This window comes from Actinoplanes subglobosus (assembly GCF_042650585.1).
Lineage (GTDB): Bacteria > Actinomycetota > Actinomycetes > Mycobacteriales > Micromonosporaceae > Actinoplanes > Actinoplanes subglobosus.
Genome location: NZ_JBHSBL010000027.1, coordinates 158,595 through 176,015, shown reverse-complemented (window position 1 = coordinate 176,015; position 17,421 = coordinate 158,595). Strand labels below are relative to the sequence as shown.

The 17,421-nt window shown below is 71.2% G+C and carries 11 protein-coding genes; 6 read left to right on the top strand and 5 right to left on the bottom strand.

Features of this window, described 5'->3' with window-relative positions; translation table 11 throughout:
* Positions 1-176: 176 nt before the first annotated feature.
* Positions 177-962 (top strand): hypothetical protein, encoded by a 786-nt coding sequence (locus ACFO0C_RS40530; RefSeq protein WP_378072129.1) that lies wholly within the window; start codon positions 177-179, stop codon positions 960-962.
* A gap of 442 nt (positions 963-1,404) precedes the next feature.
* Here ACFO0C_RS40530 and ACFO0C_RS40525 read toward each other — a convergent pair whose 3' ends face one another.
* Positions 1,405-2,547: an acyl-CoA dehydrogenase family protein gene (locus ACFO0C_RS40525; RefSeq protein ID WP_378072128.1), complete on the bottom strand. Its 1,143-nt coding sequence runs from the start codon at positions 2,545-2,547 to the stop codon at positions 1,405-1,407.
* 45 nt (positions 2,548-2,592) lie between these two features.
* Here ACFO0C_RS40525 and ACFO0C_RS40520 point away from each other — a divergent pair, with 45 nt between their 5' ends.
* The 3 genes from ACFO0C_RS40520 (at position 2,593) to ACFO0C_RS40510 (ending at position 9,711) form a co-directional block, all read left to right on the top strand.
* Positions 2,593-5,541 (top strand): glycine--tRNA ligase, encoded by a 2,949-nt coding sequence (locus ACFO0C_RS40520; RefSeq protein ID WP_378072127.1) that lies wholly within the window; start codon positions 2,593-2,595, stop codon positions 5,539-5,541.
* A gap of 34 nt (positions 5,542-5,575) precedes the next feature.
* The gene (locus ACFO0C_RS40515) at positions 5,576-8,209 is read left to right on the top strand and encodes a DUF6493 family protein (RefSeq protein WP_378072126.1); all 2,634 of its coding nucleotides are present in this window, start codon (positions 5,576-5,578) and stop codon (positions 8,207-8,209) included.
* Positions 8,210-8,607: 398 nt separating this feature from the next.
* Positions 8,608-9,711 carry a glycerophosphodiester phosphodiesterase gene (locus tag ACFO0C_RS40510; protein ID WP_378072125.1) on the top strand — a complete coding sequence of 368 codons (1,104 nt, stop codon included), beginning with the start codon at positions 8,608-8,610 and terminating at the stop codon, positions 9,709-9,711.
* Between the two features lie 900 nt (positions 9,712-10,611).
* Here the strand turns inward: ACFO0C_RS40510 and ACFO0C_RS40505 are convergent.
* The 4 genes from ACFO0C_RS40505 to ACFO0C_RS40490 all read right to left on the bottom strand — a co-directional run bounded on the left by ACFO0C_RS40505 (position 10,612) and on the right by ACFO0C_RS40490 (position 14,924).
* Positions 10,612-10,917, bottom strand: coding sequence for a hypothetical protein (locus ACFO0C_RS40505; protein ID WP_378072124.1), 306 nt, complete (start codon positions 10,915-10,917; stop codon positions 10,612-10,614).
* Between the two features lie 11 nt (positions 10,918-10,928).
* The gene (locus tag ACFO0C_RS40500) at positions 10,929-12,158 is read right to left on the bottom strand and encodes an inorganic phosphate transporter (protein ID WP_378072123.1); all 1,230 of its coding nucleotides are present in this window, start codon (positions 12,156-12,158) and stop codon (positions 10,929-10,931) included.
* 184 nt (positions 12,159-12,342) lie between these two features.
* A complete protein-coding gene (locus ACFO0C_RS40495; RefSeq protein WP_378072134.1) occupies positions 12,343-13,608 on the bottom strand; it encodes an aspartate aminotransferase family protein in 1,266 nt (421 codons plus the stop codon).
* 29 nt (positions 13,609-13,637) lie between these two features.
* A complete protein-coding gene (locus ACFO0C_RS40490) occupies positions 13,638-14,924 on the bottom strand; it encodes an aminotransferase class I/II-fold pyridoxal phosphate-dependent enzyme (RefSeq protein WP_378072122.1) in 1,287 nt (428 codons plus the stop codon).
* A 251-nt stretch (positions 14,925-15,175) separates the two neighbouring features.
* Between ACFO0C_RS40490 and ACFO0C_RS40485 the strand changes: the two genes are divergently transcribed.
* Both ACFO0C_RS40485 and hydA read left to right on the top strand, forming a co-directional pair.
* Positions 15,176-16,018 (top strand): nitrilase-related carbon-nitrogen hydrolase, encoded by an 843-nt coding sequence (locus tag ACFO0C_RS40485; RefSeq protein WP_378072121.1) that lies wholly within the window; start codon positions 15,176-15,178, stop codon positions 16,016-16,018.
* The gene (gene hydA / locus ACFO0C_RS40480) at positions 16,015-17,415 is read left to right on the top strand and encodes a dihydropyrimidinase (protein ID WP_378072120.1); all 1,401 of its coding nucleotides are present in this window, start codon (positions 16,015-16,017) and stop codon (positions 17,413-17,415) included. Before ACFO0C_RS40485 ends, hydA begins: the two co-directional genes overlap by 4 nt.
* Positions 17,416-17,421: the final 6 nt, after the last annotated feature.

Below are 17,421 nucleotides of genomic sequence, written 5' to 3'. Positions count from 1 at the left end.
GGCTTTCGCGGCGCGGGCCGGCTTTCGCGGCGCGGGCCGGCTTTCGCGGCGCGGGGCGGCGGCGGTTCGTCGTTGCGCGGACGCGCCGCCAACCCGCCAGAAGCGACGAAAGGTGCATCCCTGACTGGTAGTTTTCGGGCTGAATCATCACGAAACTACCCCACGGGGAGGACACGGTGGGCAGTACTCGCGTGCTCACGATCGGCGTCGCGCTGGTCGCCACGCTGACCGGCTCGGCACCGGCCGCGGCGGCGCCCCCGCCACCGAAGAACGAGATCGTGACGGACATGGAATTCAAGGTCGGACCGGCCGAGACGACACCGGGCGGCCGGGTCGTCCTCAGCGGCTGGGCCGGGATCGTCGGCAAGGACACCGGCAACGCCGGCCGCGTCGACTTCTACTTCCAGGGCAACAAGCCGGAGGACAAGCAGGTCCACCTGGGATCGACCCAGGCCGGCAGCTCCGGCAAGTTCCGCTGGACGACCGCGGCCACGGTCAGCGGCGACTACATGGCCAAGTACCAGCACCGGACCAGGGACATCTCGGCGGACGGTTTCTGGGGCCTGAAGGTCTACGTCGACCGGCCGGTCGACCAGTTCCTCTACTCGTGGACGGCTGACGCGCTGTCGTGCCTGCCGAAATGCACCACCGAGGGCCCGGAGCAGTTCATCAGCGCGGGACCGATCAAGGTCACCCTGAACCGGGAATGCCTGCGCCCCAAGTCCGGCGGCCGGATCGGCTTCACCGCCGACGCCACGAACACCTACCAGCCCGGCGCTCCCGGCTGGCGGGACTTCCCCGAGGGCGAGGGCCCGACCGAGTTCGAACTGAACCCCGGCATCACCCGCGGTCACTTCTACCTCGAGTGGACCAGCGCGGCACCGGCCAGCGACAACGAACTCACCTCCTGCAACCTGTCGTTCAGCGCCTCTCAGAAGCGCACCCAGCGCGAATACATCTGATCGACGACAACGGCGGCGGCCGGGTCCGGGACAGCCCGGCCCCGGCCACGGCTGTCCCACGCGCACCGCCATCCCTCCAGGGCCGGGCGACGGCTCTGCCACCTCTGGGCCGTGCCGTCCTTCCCGGAGCTCGGCCGTCTTGCTCCATACCCGGCCGCCTTCCTCCCGCGCCCCGCGGCCGTTCCTCCGCGCACCGCGGCCCTTCCCCCGCGCACCGCGGCCCTTCCCCCGCGCCCCGCGGCCCTTCCCCCGCGCCCCGCCGCCTTTCCGCCGCGCCTCGCGCCCTTCCCCCGCGCCTAGCGCCCTTTCCCCGCGCCCCGCGGCCTTTCCCCCGCGCCTCGCGGCCCGCCGCCTTCCGCCGCGCCCCGCGCCCTTTCCCCGCGCCCCCTGCCCCGCCGCCTTCCTCCGTACGCGGCCGCCTTCCTCGCGCCCCGCGCCGGGATCAGACGAATGCGCCGTGGCCGGTGATGGCCCGGCCGACGATCAGTGAGTTGATCTCGCGGGTGCCCTCGTAGGAGTACAAGGCCTCGGCGTCGGCCACGAAACGGCCGATGTCGTAGTCGAGGACGATGCCGTTGCCCGCCAGCAGCTCGCGTGCCCAGCCGACGACCTCCCGCATCCGGGTGGTGCAGTAGGCCTTGGCCAGCGCCGAGTGCTCGTCCTTGTAGACGCCGGCGTCCTGGAGCTGGGCCAGCCGCACGCACATCCCCAGCGACCCGGTCACGTTGCCGGCCATCCGCACCAGAAGGTCCTGGACCAGCTGGAACTTGGCGATCGGACGGCCGAACTGCTTGCGCTCGCCGGCATAGCTCAGGGCGATCTCGTAGGCGGCGATCATCAGCCCCACCGACTGCCACGCCACACCGGCCCGGGTCGCCCGCAGCACCCGGGCGGTGTCCTTGAAGGAGCCGGCCAGTTGCAGCCGGTCGGACTCCGGCACCCGGACACCGGCCAGCTCGATGTCGGCGTTCTGCACGATCCGCAGCGCGATCTTGTTATCGATCTTGGTAGCGGTGAACCCGGGCGCGCCCTTCTCCACCACGAAACCCTTGACCTGGCCGTCCGCCTCGTCACGGGCCCACACGACGATCAGGTCGGCGAAGGTGGCGTTGCCGATCCACCGCTTACGCCCGTTGAGCACCCAGGTGTCGCCTTCCCGCCGGGCGGTGGTGCGCAGACCCGCCGAGACGTCCGAGCCGCCGGTCGGCTCGGTCAGCGCGAACGCCCCGATCCGGTCGAACGACGCCATCGACGGCAGCCACCGCTCCCTCTGCTCGGGCGAGCCGCACTCCTGGATGCTGCCCATCGCGAGACCGGCGTGCACCCCGTAGAACGTGGCCATCGAGGCGTCGGCATGGCCCATCTCCAGAGCAAGCCAGCCGTCCACCAGCGACGACCGCTCCACGCCGGCCAGGCCGAGCCCGGCGAACTGCTTGATCAGATGGGACGGGAACTCGGCCCGCGCCCAGTATTCATTGGCGATCGGGACGACCTCGGCCGAGAGGAACTCGCGAACCCGGTGCACGGTCGCGCTCTCCTCATCCGATAGGAGGTCCTGAAAGGCGTAAAGATCTCCGACGAGCATATTTGCGTACCTACCCCCGTGTGGGCACACCTAGACTTCGGACCCATGCTCACCATGCAGGACGCACTGGCCCGGTTGACCGCGTATTGGACAGATCAGGGATGCCTGGTGGTCCAGCCGATGAACACCGAGGTCGGCGCCGGAACGCTCAATCCGGCAACACTCCTGCGGGTGCTCGGACCGGAACCGTGGCGCGTCGTCTACCCCGAGCCGTCGGTGCGGCCCGACGACTCCCGTTACGGCGAGAACCCGAACCGCCTCCAGACCCACACCCAGCTCCAGGTCATCCTCAAGCCCGATCCCGGCAACCCTCAGGAGCTCTACCTCGGCAGTCTCCTGGCCCTCGGTGTCGATGTGGCCGCCCACGACGTGCGCTTCGTCGAGGACAACTGGGCTGCCCCGGCCGTCGGCGCGTGGGGGCTGGGCTGGGAGGTGTGGCTGGACGGGCTGGAGATCACCCAGTTCACCTATTTCCAGCAGGTGGGTGGCGTCAACCTCGATCCGGTGAGTGTGGAGATCACCTACGGCATCGAGCGGATCATCATGGCGCTCCAGGAGAAGACCCACTTCAAGGAGATCGAGTACTCCCCCGGCGTCAGTTACGGCGAGGTCTTCGGCCAGTCCGAATACGAGATGTCGCGCTATTACCTCGACGACGCCGACATCGACGCGAACCGGCGGCTGCTGGAGATCTACGCCACCGAGGCCCAGCGCATGATCGACATCGGGCTCCCGGTCCCGGCTCACTCCTACGTCCTGAAGTGCTCGCAGGCCTTCAACGTGCTCGACGCCCGCGGCGCGGTCTCCACGGCCGAGCGGGCCGCCGAGTTCAGCCGGATGCGCCGGCTCGCCGGTGAGGTCGCCCGGCTCTGGATCGACCGTCGCACCGAACTCGGCCTGCCGCTCGGCACCGTCGAACCGCTCGCCCCGGCCCGGCCCGCCGCCACCGTCCAGACCGGGGACGGCGAGCGCACCCTCGTCTTCGAGATCGGCACGGAGGAACTGCCGCCGGCCGAACTGCGCTCCGCCCGGGAACAGGTCGGCCGGCTGGTCGCCGAGGGGCTCGCCGGCACCCGCCTCGGCCACGGCGAGGTCCGCGTCTTCGGCACCCCGCGACGCCTCATCGCCGTCGTCGCGGCGGTCGCGGCCCGCGAGGAGGACCACGTCCGCACGGTCAGGGGCCCCAAGGTCCAGCAGGCCTACGGACCGGACGGCGCGCCGACGAAGGCGCTCGAGGGCTTCGCCCGCGGACAGGGCGCCAGTCTCGCCGATGTCGAAACCGAGGAGCTCAACGGCGTACCCCACGTGGTTGTCCGGAAACACGAAGCCGGACGCGCGGCACCCGCCGTGCTCGCCGCGGTGCTCGCGGAGGTCGTCACCGGGCTGCGCGCGGCCAAGAACATGCGGTGGAACGACCCGATGCTCGCCTTCAGCCGGCCGGTCCGCTGGCTGACCGCGCTCTGGGGCGACGACGTGGTGCCGGTGGCCGTCTCGGCGCTCGCCGCCGGGCGCCGGACCCGGCTGCTGCGCACCGCCGAACCGCCGGTCGCCGACATCGCGTCGGCCGAGTCCTTCCTGGAGACGCTCGGGGTCAACGGTATCGTCGCCGACCACGAGGACCGCCGTGAGCTGATCGTCATCGGCGCCCAGGATCTCGTCTATCCCGACGGCAGGATCGACGTCAAGGGCGAGGCCGCGCTCATCGACCAGATCACCGACCTGGTCGAACAACCGTTGCCGCTGCTCGGCACCTTCGACGAGGGCTATCTGTCGCTGCCGGACGCGGTGCTCACCACCGTCATGCGCAAACACCAGCGATATCTCCCGGTGCGCGACGAGGATGGGGCGCTGCTGCCCATGTTCGTCACGGTGGCGAACGGGCCGGTCGACGTGGAACTGGTGCGGGCCGGCAACGAGGCGGTGCTGCGAGCCCGTTACGAGGACGCGGCGTTCTTCTACCGCGCGGACCGCGAGAAGCCACTCGCGGAGATGAAAGCCCATCTGGACCGCCTCACCTTCACCGACAGACTCGGCTCGATGGCCGACCGGGCCCGCCGGATCGAGGCCCTTGCTCTCTCTATCGCCGAGCGCCTCGGAATTGGTTCACCTGTTCTAAAAAGGGCTGCTGAGCTGCTGAAATTCGACCTCGGCTCGCAGCTCGTGACCGAGATGACCAGCCTGGCCGGTGTGATGGCGCGCGACTACGCGCTGCACGCCGGCGAGGACCGGCCGGTGGCACAGGCCGTCCACGAGGCCGAGTTGCCCCGCAACACCGGCGACGCCCTGCCCGCCTCCGTCCCGGGCGCCGTGCTGTCGCTGGCCGACCGCCTCGACCTGGTGACCGGACTGGCCGCGACGGTCGGGCTGCCGACCGGATCCAGTGACCCGTTCGCCGTGCGGCGGGCGGTGCTGGGGCTGCTCGCGGTGCACCGGGCCACGCCGGCGCTGGCACCGTTCGACCTCTTCGACGGTCTGGCGCTGGCCGGGCAGCCGGTGCCGGTCTCCGAGCAGGTACTCGCCGACTGCCGCGAGTTCCTGGCACGGCGGCTGGAGCAGCTACTGGTCGAGGAGGGCCAGCCGGTGGACCGGGTCCGCGCGGTCCTGCCGCACGCGGGACGGCCCGCCCTGGTCGACGTGCTGCTGGCGCAGCTGGCCACGGCCGTGACGGATCCCGGGTTCCAGGCGGTCGCGGCGGCGATCCAGCGGGCACGGCGGATCGTGCCGCCGGGGACGGTGGCCGGTTACGACCCGTCGGTCCTCAAGGAGCCGGCCGAGGTGGCCCTGCACGAGGCGGTGACGGCGGTCACCGGGTTCTCCGACGTGGCCGGGTTCGTGTCCGCCGTACGCCCGCTGGTCGAGCCGGTCGGCCGGTTCTTCGACGAGGTTTTCGTGATGGACGAGGACCCGGTGCTGCGGGCCGCCCGGCTGGGTCTGCTGGCGACGGTCCGCGATCTCGGGACGGGCCTCCTCGACTGGGATCACCTGCGGATGTGAATTCTTGTCGTACCCGGCTTCTAGGGTGGGGACCATGCCTCTCACCTGGGACGGGATCGACGAGCCGTTTCGCCGCAACGACAGCGCGGGTCTGACGGCGCTCCTGCTCGGCGCGACCGAGCAGGAGCGGCTGGCGTTCGCCGCCGAGGTCGAGCGGCGCGTCCGCAACGGGTCCGGCGAGTGGTGGGCCCGGTCGTTCGATCCGGCCGGCCTGTTCGCGCTCGCCGTGATCGCCTGCGTGCCGACCGCCGCCCGCGCCGCCACCCTGCTCACCCGCCGGGGCATGCGGGAGTGGCCCGACATCTCGGCCCGCCACTTCCTCGAGATCGCGCGGGCACGGCAGCTGACCTGGATCGGTGACCTCGGCGTCCGCCTGGCCCAGGGGCTGTCGGCCCGTGACGCGTGGCGCGGCGACTGGCGGTTCGCCGAGCTCCTGCTCCTCGAGGGCGGCACCGAGCCACCGGTCACCGAGGGCGTGGTCCGCGGCTGGGTGGATGCCGTCCAGACCCACTCGTGGAGCACCCCGCTCGCCGACGTGCTCCGGGGCAGCCCATGGCTCGACCTGCTGCTCCCGTCGGTGTTCGAGATCGACGGGCTCGGCAGCGAGCTGCCGTCCGACGACTTCGGCGGCGAGCAGATGTCCTTCCCGGTCGCGATCGCCCGGCTGGTGACCGAGGGGCGCCTGGAGCGTCAGACGATCCTCGACGCGACCGTCGACCGGCTGGCCCGCGGCGACCGGCCGGGGGCGCTGCGCCCGTTCGCACTGCTGCATGAGGCTCTCGCGCCCACACCCGCCGAGCTGGCCCGGTTCGCGGTGGCCTACAGCCGGCTGGTCGGCGACGCGCCCTCCCCGGTCGCCCGGATCGCGCTGGCCGCGTTGCGCACCCTCGGCCAGCACGACCTCGTCGAGATCGCCACCGTGCTCGATGCGGGCGCGGGAGCGCTCACCCGAAAGGAGAAGGTGCTGGTCAGGGCCGGTCTGACGCTGCTGGACGAGACGGCTCGGCGCAGCCCGGACCGGGCCGGCGAGATTGTGGAAACGGTCGCGGGGGCGTTCGACCATCCGTCGCTGGACATCCAGGAGAGCGCGCGGATGGTGACCTCCCGCCATCTGGGGCACGCACCCGCCGAGGTGGTGGCCCGGCTCACCGCCGCGATGACCGCGATGACCGGGGTGACCCAGGAGACGGGCGCCGGCGTGGCGGGCGAGACAGGCGTCGGTGGACCCGCGCCCGCCTCGGCCACCGGTCCGCCGGTGCCGGCGGTTCCGGTCCTCCCCGTGTCGCCGGTGATGCCACCGTCGATCGGGAGCGCCGCCGAGCTGGCGGAGGAGGTGACCGCCCTCCTCGCGGATCCGTCCGCCGTGCGTTGGGAGCGGATCCTGGCCGCCCTGGTCGCGCTGCCGCCGGAGGGCTTCGGAGAGTCGCTGGCGCCGGTGCTCGACAGGCACACGGGTGTGTTCGGCGACCGCTGGGGGCGCCTGCCGTTCCTCGGCGAGGTGATCAGAGCCCGGCTCGGCCACGAGCGTGGGCACGTCATGCGGGAGCGGCTGCGTGCCACCGTGCGGCGGAGCCTCACCGACATCAGCGGCGGGATGGACCGGTCACTGGTCAACACCCCGTCGGGCATCCTCACCCTGCGGGTCGCCGAGATCGCGGTGCAGGTCGCCCAGGCGCCGGTCCCGGTTCTGCTCGCCACTCCGACCGAGGTCACCGGCAGTCTCGACGCGGATGTGCTGGTCGGCCGGATCGCGCGTTGCGAGGCCGCCGGAGTCGAGCCGTGGCAGCTCGACCTCCAGCAGGCGATGCTCCGGGTGCCCCGGGCCGTCGACGCCGAGGTGCTGGCCCGCGCCGAGGAGCTGACCTCCCCCTCCGGGAAGCTGTTGGCCGGCTGGCTCCGCGCCGGCGGGATGCCCGACCCGGTCAGCATCCGATTCGAGCAGCGGAGTCTCGACACCGACGGCCGGGTCGTCACCCGTCGTGTCGTCGCCAACCTGGAGTCCGGCCGCGAGTCCGGCGACCGGATCCTTCTCGAGGACGCGCTGGTCACCCTCACCCGGCGGTCCCGCCCGGAGTATTACGTGACCACCACCTACCAGTCCGACGTTCTCATGATGGTGCTGCCACAGCATCGCGAGGCCGTCGCGGCGTGGGCGCTGACCGACATCGCCGCGCTGGCCGACCAGGACGGCAGCGACGCCGCGTTGCTGCCACTGCTGGCCGACGCGGCGGGCCCGATCGGTCCGGCGGTCACCCTCGCCTTGGCGTACGGGCTGGCCGCCCGTCACGAGGCCGACCGGGTCGCGGCCGTCGACGCCTTCCTGGGCTTCGCCGCCGGGACCGAGCCGTTCGCCGCCGCGCTCGGCGCCGACCTCGGCGATCTCGGCAGCGACGGCACCATCAAGCTGGCCCGGGTGGCGCCGGCCCTGCGCGACGCCCACCAGGCGGGGGCGGCGGCCACCGTCTGGGAGGTGCTCGCGGCCGCGCTGCCACGACTGTTGCCAGCCGCGCCACGCGGCCTTCCCGACCTGCTGGAGCTCGCCACCCGGGCGGCCACCGCCGTCGGTGCCCGCGCTGCCGTTCCCGGTCTGCCCGATGTGGCCGCTCGCGGCGGCGGCACCCGCCTGGTCCGCGAGGCGAAACGGCTCCAGGCCGCACTGACCCGCTGACGGACGGGCCTGCCCGACGACGACGTCCACCCCCGACCGGCCACCACCCGAGAGCGGCGATCAGGCGGGAACGGCAAGCAGACGGAGACAGCCAGCGTGCGGAGACAGCCAGCGTATGGGTAGGGCCAGTGTGTGCGGAAAGGGCGCAGACGGGAACAGCGAGTCGGCCGAACGACGGGAGGCCTGGACAGCGACCACTTTGGAGCGGCGGCGACCGCTCCGGTTGAGGGTGACGGTGACGGCGAGGCGTTGACCCGGGCGGGCTCGTCCGGGAACGACCATTGACCCCTCGTTCGCAGAAACGCCATGGCATCGTCGCCTGGGGGTCGGTTCGGTCGCGTCGACTCTGTGCGGACGTCCGGTGGTGGTCGCCGGATCCGAGCATTCAGGAGGAAGACGTGGCAGATCGCCGTCAGGTGCTGCGCTTCGGCGCTGTCGCCGCTGCCGCTCCGGCGCTGGCCGGGGCCGCTTCCGCGCCTGCCTGGGCCGGCGGGCACGGACACGGCGGCGGCCGGACCAAGCCGCTGGTGGTGGGTCACCGTGGGGCCTCCGGCTACCGGCCCGAACACACCCTCGCGTCGTACGAGCTGGCCGCGCGACTGGGCGCCGACTACCTGGAGCCCGACCTGGTGATCACCAAGGACGGCGTTCTGGTGTGCCGGCACGAACCGGAGATCGGCGGCACCACCGACGTCGCGTCACGTCCGGAGTTCGCCGGGCGGAAGCGGACCGTGGTCCTCGACGGTGTCAGCGTCACCGGCTGGTGGACGCAGGACTTCACACTGGCGGAGCTGAAGACGCTGCGCGCCGTCGAGCGGATCCCGGCGATCCGGCAGCGGAACACGGTGTACGACGGCTACTTCGAGGTGCCGACCTTCCAGGAGATGCTCGACCTGCGTAAGCGGCTCTCCAAGGAACTGGGCCGTGACCTGGGCGTTTTCCCGGAGACGAAGCACCCGACGTTCTTCCGGGGCATCGGGCTCGAGCTGGAGAAGCCGCTGGTCCGGACGCTGCGCCGCAACGGTCTCGACAAGCGGGGCGCGAAGGTGTTCATCCAGTCGTTCGAGGCGGCCAACCTGCGTGACCTCGCCGACGATCACCGGATCGAGGTGCCGCTGGTCTTCCTGAGCAGCGCGGCCGGTTCGCCGTTCAACGACCCGCGGCCGTACGCCGACTACCTGACCGCGGCCGGGCTCAAGGAGCTGTCGGAGTTCATCGACGGCATCGGCCCGGAGAAGGGGCAGATCATCCCGCGCAAGGCGGACGGGACACTCGGCACGCCGACCAGCCTCGTCACCGACGCCCACGCCGCTGGGATCAAGGTGATCCCGTACACGTTCCGGGCGGAGAACTCGTTCCTTCCCGCGGAACTGCGGGTCGGTGCCGACGTCGCGGCCTACGGTAAGTCGATCGACGAGCAGGTGACGTTCCTGCGCACCGGCATCGACGGGCTGTTCACCGACAACCCGGACATCGGCGTGCTGGCCCGCGACCTGGTCTGACGACGCGCAACCCGGCCCGTCCGCTCGTGGGGAGCGGACGGGCCGCTGCCACCCAGCGGAGCGGGCCGCCTCCACCCAGCGGGGAGGCCACCTTTACCCCGGCGATCTTGGTCGATTTTCCACCGGAAGCGGTGGTAAGCCGGTCAAGATCGCCGGGATTTTCAAGCTGCGAGGCACGGAAACGCGGGGTCGCACAGCGTGGATGGCACAGCGGCGGCGCAAACGACAGCCGCGGGACGACGCGGGACCGCGCGACACAAAGGCACGGCGCGGCACGGGACGGCGCGGCACGGGACAGCGCGGGCGCGGCGCGGCGCGGGACGGCGCGGCACGGGACAGCACGGCACGGGACAGCGCGGGCGCGGCGCGGCGCGGGACGGCGCGGCGCGGGACGGCGCGGCACGGGACAGCGCGGGCGCGGCGCGGCGCGGCACGGCACGGCACGGCGCGGCACGGCGCGGCACGGCGCGGCACGGCGCGGCACGGCGCGGCACGGCGCGGCGCGGCGCGGCACGGGACAGCACGGCACGGGACAGCGCGGGCGCGGCGCGGCACGGCGCGGCACGGCGCGGCGCGGCACGGCGCGGCACGGCACGGCGCGGCGCGGCGCGGCACGGCGCGGCACGGCGCGGCACGGCGCGGCGCGGCACGGCGCGGCACGGCGCGGACGGCGCGGCGCGGACGGCGCGGCGCAGGACGGCACGGCGCAGGGCAGTGCAGGGCGGCGCGGGACAGCGCAGGTTGGTGACCAAGGGATATGCGCGTGCGGCGCGTTGGCGGGCGGGACTGTCGCCTGCGTCGCGCGGTAGCGCGCGACACGTGGCTGCGCCTGATGAAGGTGTGGCCGTACCAAAAAAGGAAGGTCCGGCACCGTGAACGGCGCCGGACCTTCCCGGAAACCTACTTCGCGACGAGCATCGGATAGATGTGCGAGAAGTCGAGCTTGTACCCGAACCCGCTGGCCACGATGAACGTCAGCCCGAGCAGCACGCCCACGACGACCACCGCGAACAGCCCGTAGCCGACGACCGTGCCGAGCGGCCGCCGCGGGGCGTCCGCCGTGCTGACGCCCGTCGTGACGTCGCCGGAGGCCCAGGCCAGGGAACGGATGCCGAGGGCGAACAGGATCGGCAGGCCGGCGCCGAGAGCGAGGCCGGCGAGGAGGACCTGCCAGGCGCCGTCGAGGGCGAATCCGAAGTTGTGCATGGTCGGCCCTCTCAGTTCGCCGCGACGGCGGGGACGGGGGTGACGGCGGGGGTGCTGGTTTCGCCGTCCCAGTCGTCGTTGACGTTCTCGTGGTCGACGCGGGCGGAGCGGGAGCGCAGGTACATGCCGCCGGAGGCGAGGGCCAGGAGGGTGAAGACGACGAGCGCGCCGGCCATGCCGCCGACGGTGTCGCCGATCCAGTACATGACGGCGCCGACGAGGCCGGCGGCCGGCAGGGTGATCAGCCAGGCGAGGATCATGCGGCCGGCGACGGCCCAGCGGACGGTGGCGCCGGGGCGGCCGAGGCCGGAGCCGATGACCGAGCCGGTGGCGACGTGCGTGGTGGAGAGCGCGAAGCCGAGGTGGCTGGAGGCCAGGATGACGGCGGCGGCGCCGGACTGCGCGGCGGTGCCCTGCGGCGGGCTGATGTCGGTGATGCCCTTGCCGAGGGTTCGGATGATCCGCCATCCGCCGAGGTAGGTGCCGAGGGCGATGGCGAGGGCCGCGGAGACCTTCACCCAGAGCGGGATGTTCTCCAGGTCGCTCCAGTGGCCGCTGGCGATCAGGGCGAGCGTGATGACACCCATCGTCTTCTGCGCGTCGTTGGTGCCGTGCGCGAGGGAGACGAGGGAGGCGCTGCCGATCTGGCCCCAGCGGAAGCCCTGCTCGGTGAAGCGGGCCGCGACCCCGGTGGTGATCTTGAAGATGATCCAGGTCCCGGCGGCGGCGACGACGCCCGCGATGACCGGGGAGATCACGGCGGGCAGCAGGACCTTGCCGACGACGCCGTCGAGTTTCGACCCGTCGCCGTTCCAGTTGACGCCGGCCACACCCAGGCCGGCCAGGGTGGCGCCGACCAGGCCGCCGAAGAGGGCATGGGAGGAGCTGGACGGCAGGCCGAAGAGCCATGTCGCCAGGTTCCAGACGATGCCACCGACGAGGCCGGCCAGGATGATCAGCAACAAGGTGCTGCCACCGTCGGCGAGAAGTTCCGCCTTGGGGGCGCCGCTCTTGTCCTGGATCTTGACGACGGCGTTGGTGACGGTCAGCGCGACCTCGACCGAGAGGAACGCGCCGACGAGGTTCAGCACACCGGACAGGGCGACGGCGGTCTTGGGCCGTAGCGCCTTGGTCGCGATGGAGGTCGCCATCGCGTTGGCGGTGTCATGGAACCCGTTGGTGAAATCGAAGGCCAGGGCCGTGATGACCACCAGCGCCAAGATCACGGATGTTTCTGTCACGCCGTGATCGTGACCGAGTTATGGGCGCGCTGCCATAGCCAGAACGGGACATGTACAAGGTTCCGCTCGCGTTAACCTGATGTTTCCCCAATCTGCACGGAAAGCAACTGGCTCGCTACCGATTGCATCCACAGGTAGCGCAAAGGTGAACAATAGCTTAGGAAGAAATCACGATAAGTCGGACTTATCGGATCTGGTATTCGGCGTCTGTCGTAACGATCGCATCGGTCAGGATCGACAGGCCCTCCCGTGCCTCGTCCTCGGTCAGGGTGAGCGCCGGGCCCATCCGCAGGACGTTGCCGTACAGGCCGCCCTTGCCGACCAGCAGACCCCCGGCCCGGCACAGGTCGAAGACCCGGAGGGTGGCGGCCGGGTCCGGCTCGGTGGTGCCGGGGCGGACGAACTCGACGCCGATCATCAGGCCCCGGCCGCGCACCTCGCCGAGGATCCCGCAGGACAGCGCCCGGAGCCCGTCCAGCAGGATCGCGCCCACACGGCGGGCGTTGCCCTGCAGGTCGTGGTCGAGCACGTAGTCGAGGACCGCGTTGCCGGCCGCCGCGCTGATCGGGTTGCCTCCGAAGGTGGAGAAGCTGATCGCCGGGACCGCGTTCATCACCGAGGCGCTGCCGACCACACCGCCGAGGGCGAACCCGTTGCCGATCCCCTTGGCGAAGGTGATCAGGTCGGGGGTGACGCCGTGCGCCTGGTAACCCCAGAAGTGGTCGCCGGTACGCCCCCAGCCGGTCTGCACCTCGTCGGCGATGAGCAGGATCCCGTGCTCGGCGAGCACCTTCCGGTAGGCGCCGAGCAGCCCGTCCGGCCCGTGCACGAACCCGCCGACGCCCTGGATCGGCTCGGCGATCAGGGCGGCCACGTCACCGGCCGTGACGGTCGCGAGCACCTCCCGGAGGTCGTCGACGGCCGCGTCGATCAGGTCGGCGTCGCCGAGCCGGGCCATCCGCCCGCGCAGCCGGTCGGCCGAGGCCAGCCAGTTGACCGTGAGGGGGCTGAGCGAGCTCGACGACCAGGTCCGATGGCCGGTGATCGCCATGGTGCCGAAGGACCGGCCGTGGTAGCTGTTCTTGATCGCCAGAATCTGGTTGGAGCGCCGCACGTTGGTGGCCATGAGCAGGGCGGACTCGTTGGCCTCGGTGCCCGAGTTGGTGAAGAACACCCGCGCGTCCGGGATGCCGGAGAGCCGGGCGATCTTCTCGGCCAGCTCGACCTGCTGCCGGATCAGGTAGAGCGTCGAGGTGTGCGCGACGCCGGTGCCGATCTGGGCGCGGACCGCGTCGCTGATCTCGGCCACGTCGTAGCCGATCATGGTGGTCAGCACGCCGCCGAAGAAGTCGAGGTAGGTGCGGCCGTCGGCGGTGGTCACCCGGCGCCCGCTGCCGGAGACGATCTCCAGCGCGTCGTCGCCGTAGTAGACCGGCATCCAGTGGGGCATGACGGCGCGATGCCGGTCGAGGAGCTCGCTCACGGGGTTCTCCTTCGGATGTTCGGAACGGTGGCGACGGCCAGCACCTCGGCCAGCTCGTCGTAGCCGCCGGCGACCAGGCCGGCGGTGATGCGGAGATGGTCGATACCCAGCGGGGTGACGCAGAACGGGGCGCCGGGGGCGGCCGCGACGCCGTGGGCGGCCAGCGCGACCAGGGCGTTCTGCTGGTCGGGGACAGCCATCCAGAGGTTGATCCCGTCCGCCGCGGTGGCCGTCACCCCGCGGGCGTGCAACGCCGAGAGCAGGGCGGCCCGGCGCGCGGCATAGGCGTCACGAGCGGCCGCGACGCGCGCCACGGCCTGCGGATCGGTCAGCAGATCGAGGAGTACGCCCTGGAGCAACCGGCTGGACCAGCCGGGGCCGAGCAGTCGCCGGTCGGCGAGGGCGTCGAGCACGTGGGCCGGCCCGCCGACCGCCGCCAGCCGCAGGTCGGGCCCGTGGCTCTTGGAGAAGCCGGCCACGTGCACGGTGCGTTCCGGCAGGTAGCGGCCGATGCTGACGGGCGGGGCGGTGGCGATGCCGCCGGCGTGGTCGTCCTCGACCACTAGCAGGTGCGGCGCTTCCAGGAGGACGTTCGCCAGTTGCGCCGCGCGGGACGGGTCCATGCTGGTACCCGTGGGGTTGTGGGCACGCGGCTGGAGGAACAGAGCGACCGCCCGGTAGTCCCGGATGGCTTGGAGCAGGGCGTCCGGGACGATGCCGGCCGAGTCCATCGGCACGCCGACGACGGTGGCGCCGACGGCCTGGAGCAGGTCGAGGAGCGGCGGGAAGGCCGGGTTCTCGACGAGCACGTGGTCGCCGTATCGCAGGGCGGCACCCGCGACGCGGTCGAGGGCGTCCATGGCGCCGTCGACGACGGTGAGTCTCTCCGGGGGGTACGGCCACCGCTCCCGCAGCACCGCCTCCAGCTCCGGCAGCACCGGGGCGTCGAGGTAGCTGCCGGCCCACCGCCCGTCCCCGATCCGCCGTAACGCACCGGTCAGATCGGGCAGCAGCAGCGGGTCGGGCACGCCGGTGGACAGGTCCTGCGGCAGGTCCACCCGTGCGCCGCTGAGCTGGGCATACCTCAGCCGGGCCCGGGGTGGCAGCGGACCGGACACATAGGTTCCGGATCGCCCCCGGGTCTGGATCGCCCCGGCGAGGATGAGGTTGCGCCAGGCCTCGCTGACGGTCGTGGGGCTCACGCCGAGCCCGCCGGCGACCACCCGGACGGTGGGCAGGCGGACGCCCGCGGGCAGACGGCCGGACGTGATCAACCGGCTCACCGCCGCCGCGATGCCACGGGCGCTTCTGTCCTGAACCGCCCCGGTGATCAGGTTCAGCAAATTATCGTCTCCGAAACATTCCGTAACGTACGGGCAATTGTTCGCCTCAATCTGTGTCGTTAGTGTCCTACGGCATCCGGCGCCGACAAGCAAGACCTGGCGCAGGACCTATAACAAGGAGTAAACACACGATCACAGGCGCTTCCCGGCGCACTGCGCGTGCGTAAGAGATCAACAAGAGAGGGGCCGCAATGACGACCGGAGTCGTCCGCGCCGCCCTCGTCCAGACCACCTGGACGGGCGACAAGGAATCGATGATCAAGGCGCACGAGGATTACGCTCGTGAGGCCGCCGCCCAGGGGGCGAAGGTGATCTGCTTCCAGGAGCTGTTCTACGGCCCGTACTTCTGCCAGGTGCAGGACGCCGCCTACTACGAGTACGCCGAGAGCATCCCGGGCCCGACGACCGAGCGTTTCCAGGCGCTCGCCGCCGAGCTGGGAATGGTCATGGTCCTGCCGATGTACGAGCAGGAGCAGCCCGGAGTCCTCTACAACACCGCCGCTGTGATCGACGCCGATGGCAAATACCTCGGTAAATACCGCAAGAACCACATCCCGCAGGTGAAGGGGTTCTGGGAGAAGTTCTACTTCCGTCCGGGAAACATGGGTTATCCCGTTTTTGACACCGCGGTCGGCCGGGTCGGCGTTTACATCTGTTACGACCGGCACTTCCCGGAGGGCTGGCGCGCGCTCGGCCTGAACGGGGCGCAGATCGTGTTCAACCCGTCGGCCACCAGCCGGGGCCTGTCGTCCTACCTGTGGCAGCTGGAGCAGCCGGCCAGCGCGGTCGCCAACGAGTACTTCATCGGTGCCATCAACCGGGTCGGCGTCGAGGACCTGGGCGACAACGACTTCTACGGGCAGACGTACTTCGTCGACCCGGAGGGGAAGTTCGTCGGCGAGGTGGCCGACACCCACAACCCCGAGCTGGTCATCCGTGACCTGGACCTGAGCCTGCTCGGTACGGTCCGCGACCGGTGGCAGTTCTACCGCGACCGCCGCCCGGACAGCTACGACGGGCTGGTGGCGCCGTGACCACCCTGATCAAGGGCGGGACGGTCGTCGGCCCGATCGGCGCGGTGAAGGCGGACGTCCTGATCGACGGCGAGACGGTGGCCGCGATCTTCGCGCCGGGGCAGGCACCCGACGGGCCGGAGGTCATCGACGCGACCGGGAAGTACGTGATCCCCGGCGCCGTCGACGCGCACACCCACATGGAACTGCCGTTCGGCGGCACCCACGCCAGCGACACCTTCGACACCGGCACCCGGGCGGCGGCGATCGGCGGCACCACGACGATCATCGACTTCGCGGTGCAGCGGACCGGTGAGGTGATCCAGGACGGCCTGGCCGCCTGGCACGGCAAGGCCGACGGGAACTGCCACATCGACTACGCCTTCCACATGATCATGGGCGGGGTCGACGACGAGTCCCTCAAGGCGATGGACTACCTGGTCGCCAACGAGGGCATCAGCAGTTTCAAGCTGTTCATGGCGTACCCGGGCGTCTTCTACTCCGACGACGGCCAGATCCTGCGCGCGATGCAGAAGGCGCGCGACAACGGCGCCATGATCATGATGCACGCGGAGAACGGCCCGGCCATCGACGTGCTGGTCAAGCAGGCCCTGGAGCGCGGCGAGACGGACCCGATCCACCACGGTCTGACCCGGCCGCAGGAGCTGGAGGCGGAGGCCACCAGCCGGGCCATCTGGCTCGCGTCGGTCGCCGCCGACTGCCCGCTCTACATCGTGCACCTGTCCGCGTCGAAGGCCCTCGAGCAAGTGGCCAGGGCCCGGGACGCGGGGAAGAACGTGTTCGCCGAGACCTGCCCGCAGTACCTGTACCTGACGCTGGAGGACCAGCTCGGCGCACCCGGTTTCGAGGGCGCCAAGTGGGTCTGCTCGACGCCGCTGCGCAGTAAGCACGAGACGCACCGGGCCGACCTGTGGCAGGGCCTGCGCACCAACGACCTGTCGGTGGTGTCGACCGACCACTGCCCGTTCTGCTTCAAGGACCAGAAGGAACTGGGCCTCGGCGACTTCTCCAAGATCCCGAACGGGATCGGCAGCGTCGAGCACCGGGTGGACCTGCTCTATCAGGGCGTCGTCGACGGGAAGCTGTCGCTGAGCCGCTGGGTGGAGACGATCGCGACCACCCCGGCCCGGATGTTCGGCCTCTACCCGAAGAAGGGTGTCATCGCGCCCGGCTCGGACGCCGACATCGTCATCTACGACCCGAACGGGCGCACCCGGATCAGCGCCGAGACCCACCACATGAACATGGATCACTCGGCCTGGGAGGGCTGGGAGATCGACGGCCGGGTCGACACGGTCCTGTCCCGGGGCGAGGTGATCGCGTCCGGCGGCGAGTACACCGGCCGGGCCGGGCGCGGGCAGTACGTCAAGCGCGGCCTCAGCGACTACCTGATCTAGAAAGGG

What these genes read in the sequence shown, in the direction of transcription:
- ACFO0C_RS40505 (WP_378072124.1), bottom strand. Translation starts at nt 10,917, where the DNA reads ATGCACAACTTCGGATTCGCCCTCGACGGCGCCTGGCAGGTCCTCCTC.
- ACFO0C_RS40495 (WP_378072134.1), bottom strand. Translation starts at nt 13,608, where the DNA reads ATGCCCCACTGGATGCCGGTCTACTACGGCGACGACGCGCTGGAGATC.
- ACFO0C_RS40485 (WP_378072121.1), top strand. Translation starts at nt 15,176, where the DNA reads ATGACGACCGGAGTCGTCCGCGCCGCCCTCGTCCAGACCACCTGGACG.
- ACFO0C_RS40515 (WP_378072126.1), top strand. Translation starts at nt 5,576, where the DNA reads ATGCCTCTCACCTGGGACGGGATCGACGAGCCGTTTCGCCGCAACGAC.
- ACFO0C_RS40520 (WP_378072127.1), top strand. Translation starts at nt 2,593, where the DNA reads ATGCTCACCATGCAGGACGCACTGGCCCGGTTGACCGCGTATTGGACA.
- ACFO0C_RS40525 (WP_378072128.1), bottom strand. Translation starts at nt 2,547, where the DNA reads ATGCTCGTCGGAGATCTTTACGCCTTTCAGGACCTCCTATCGGATGAG.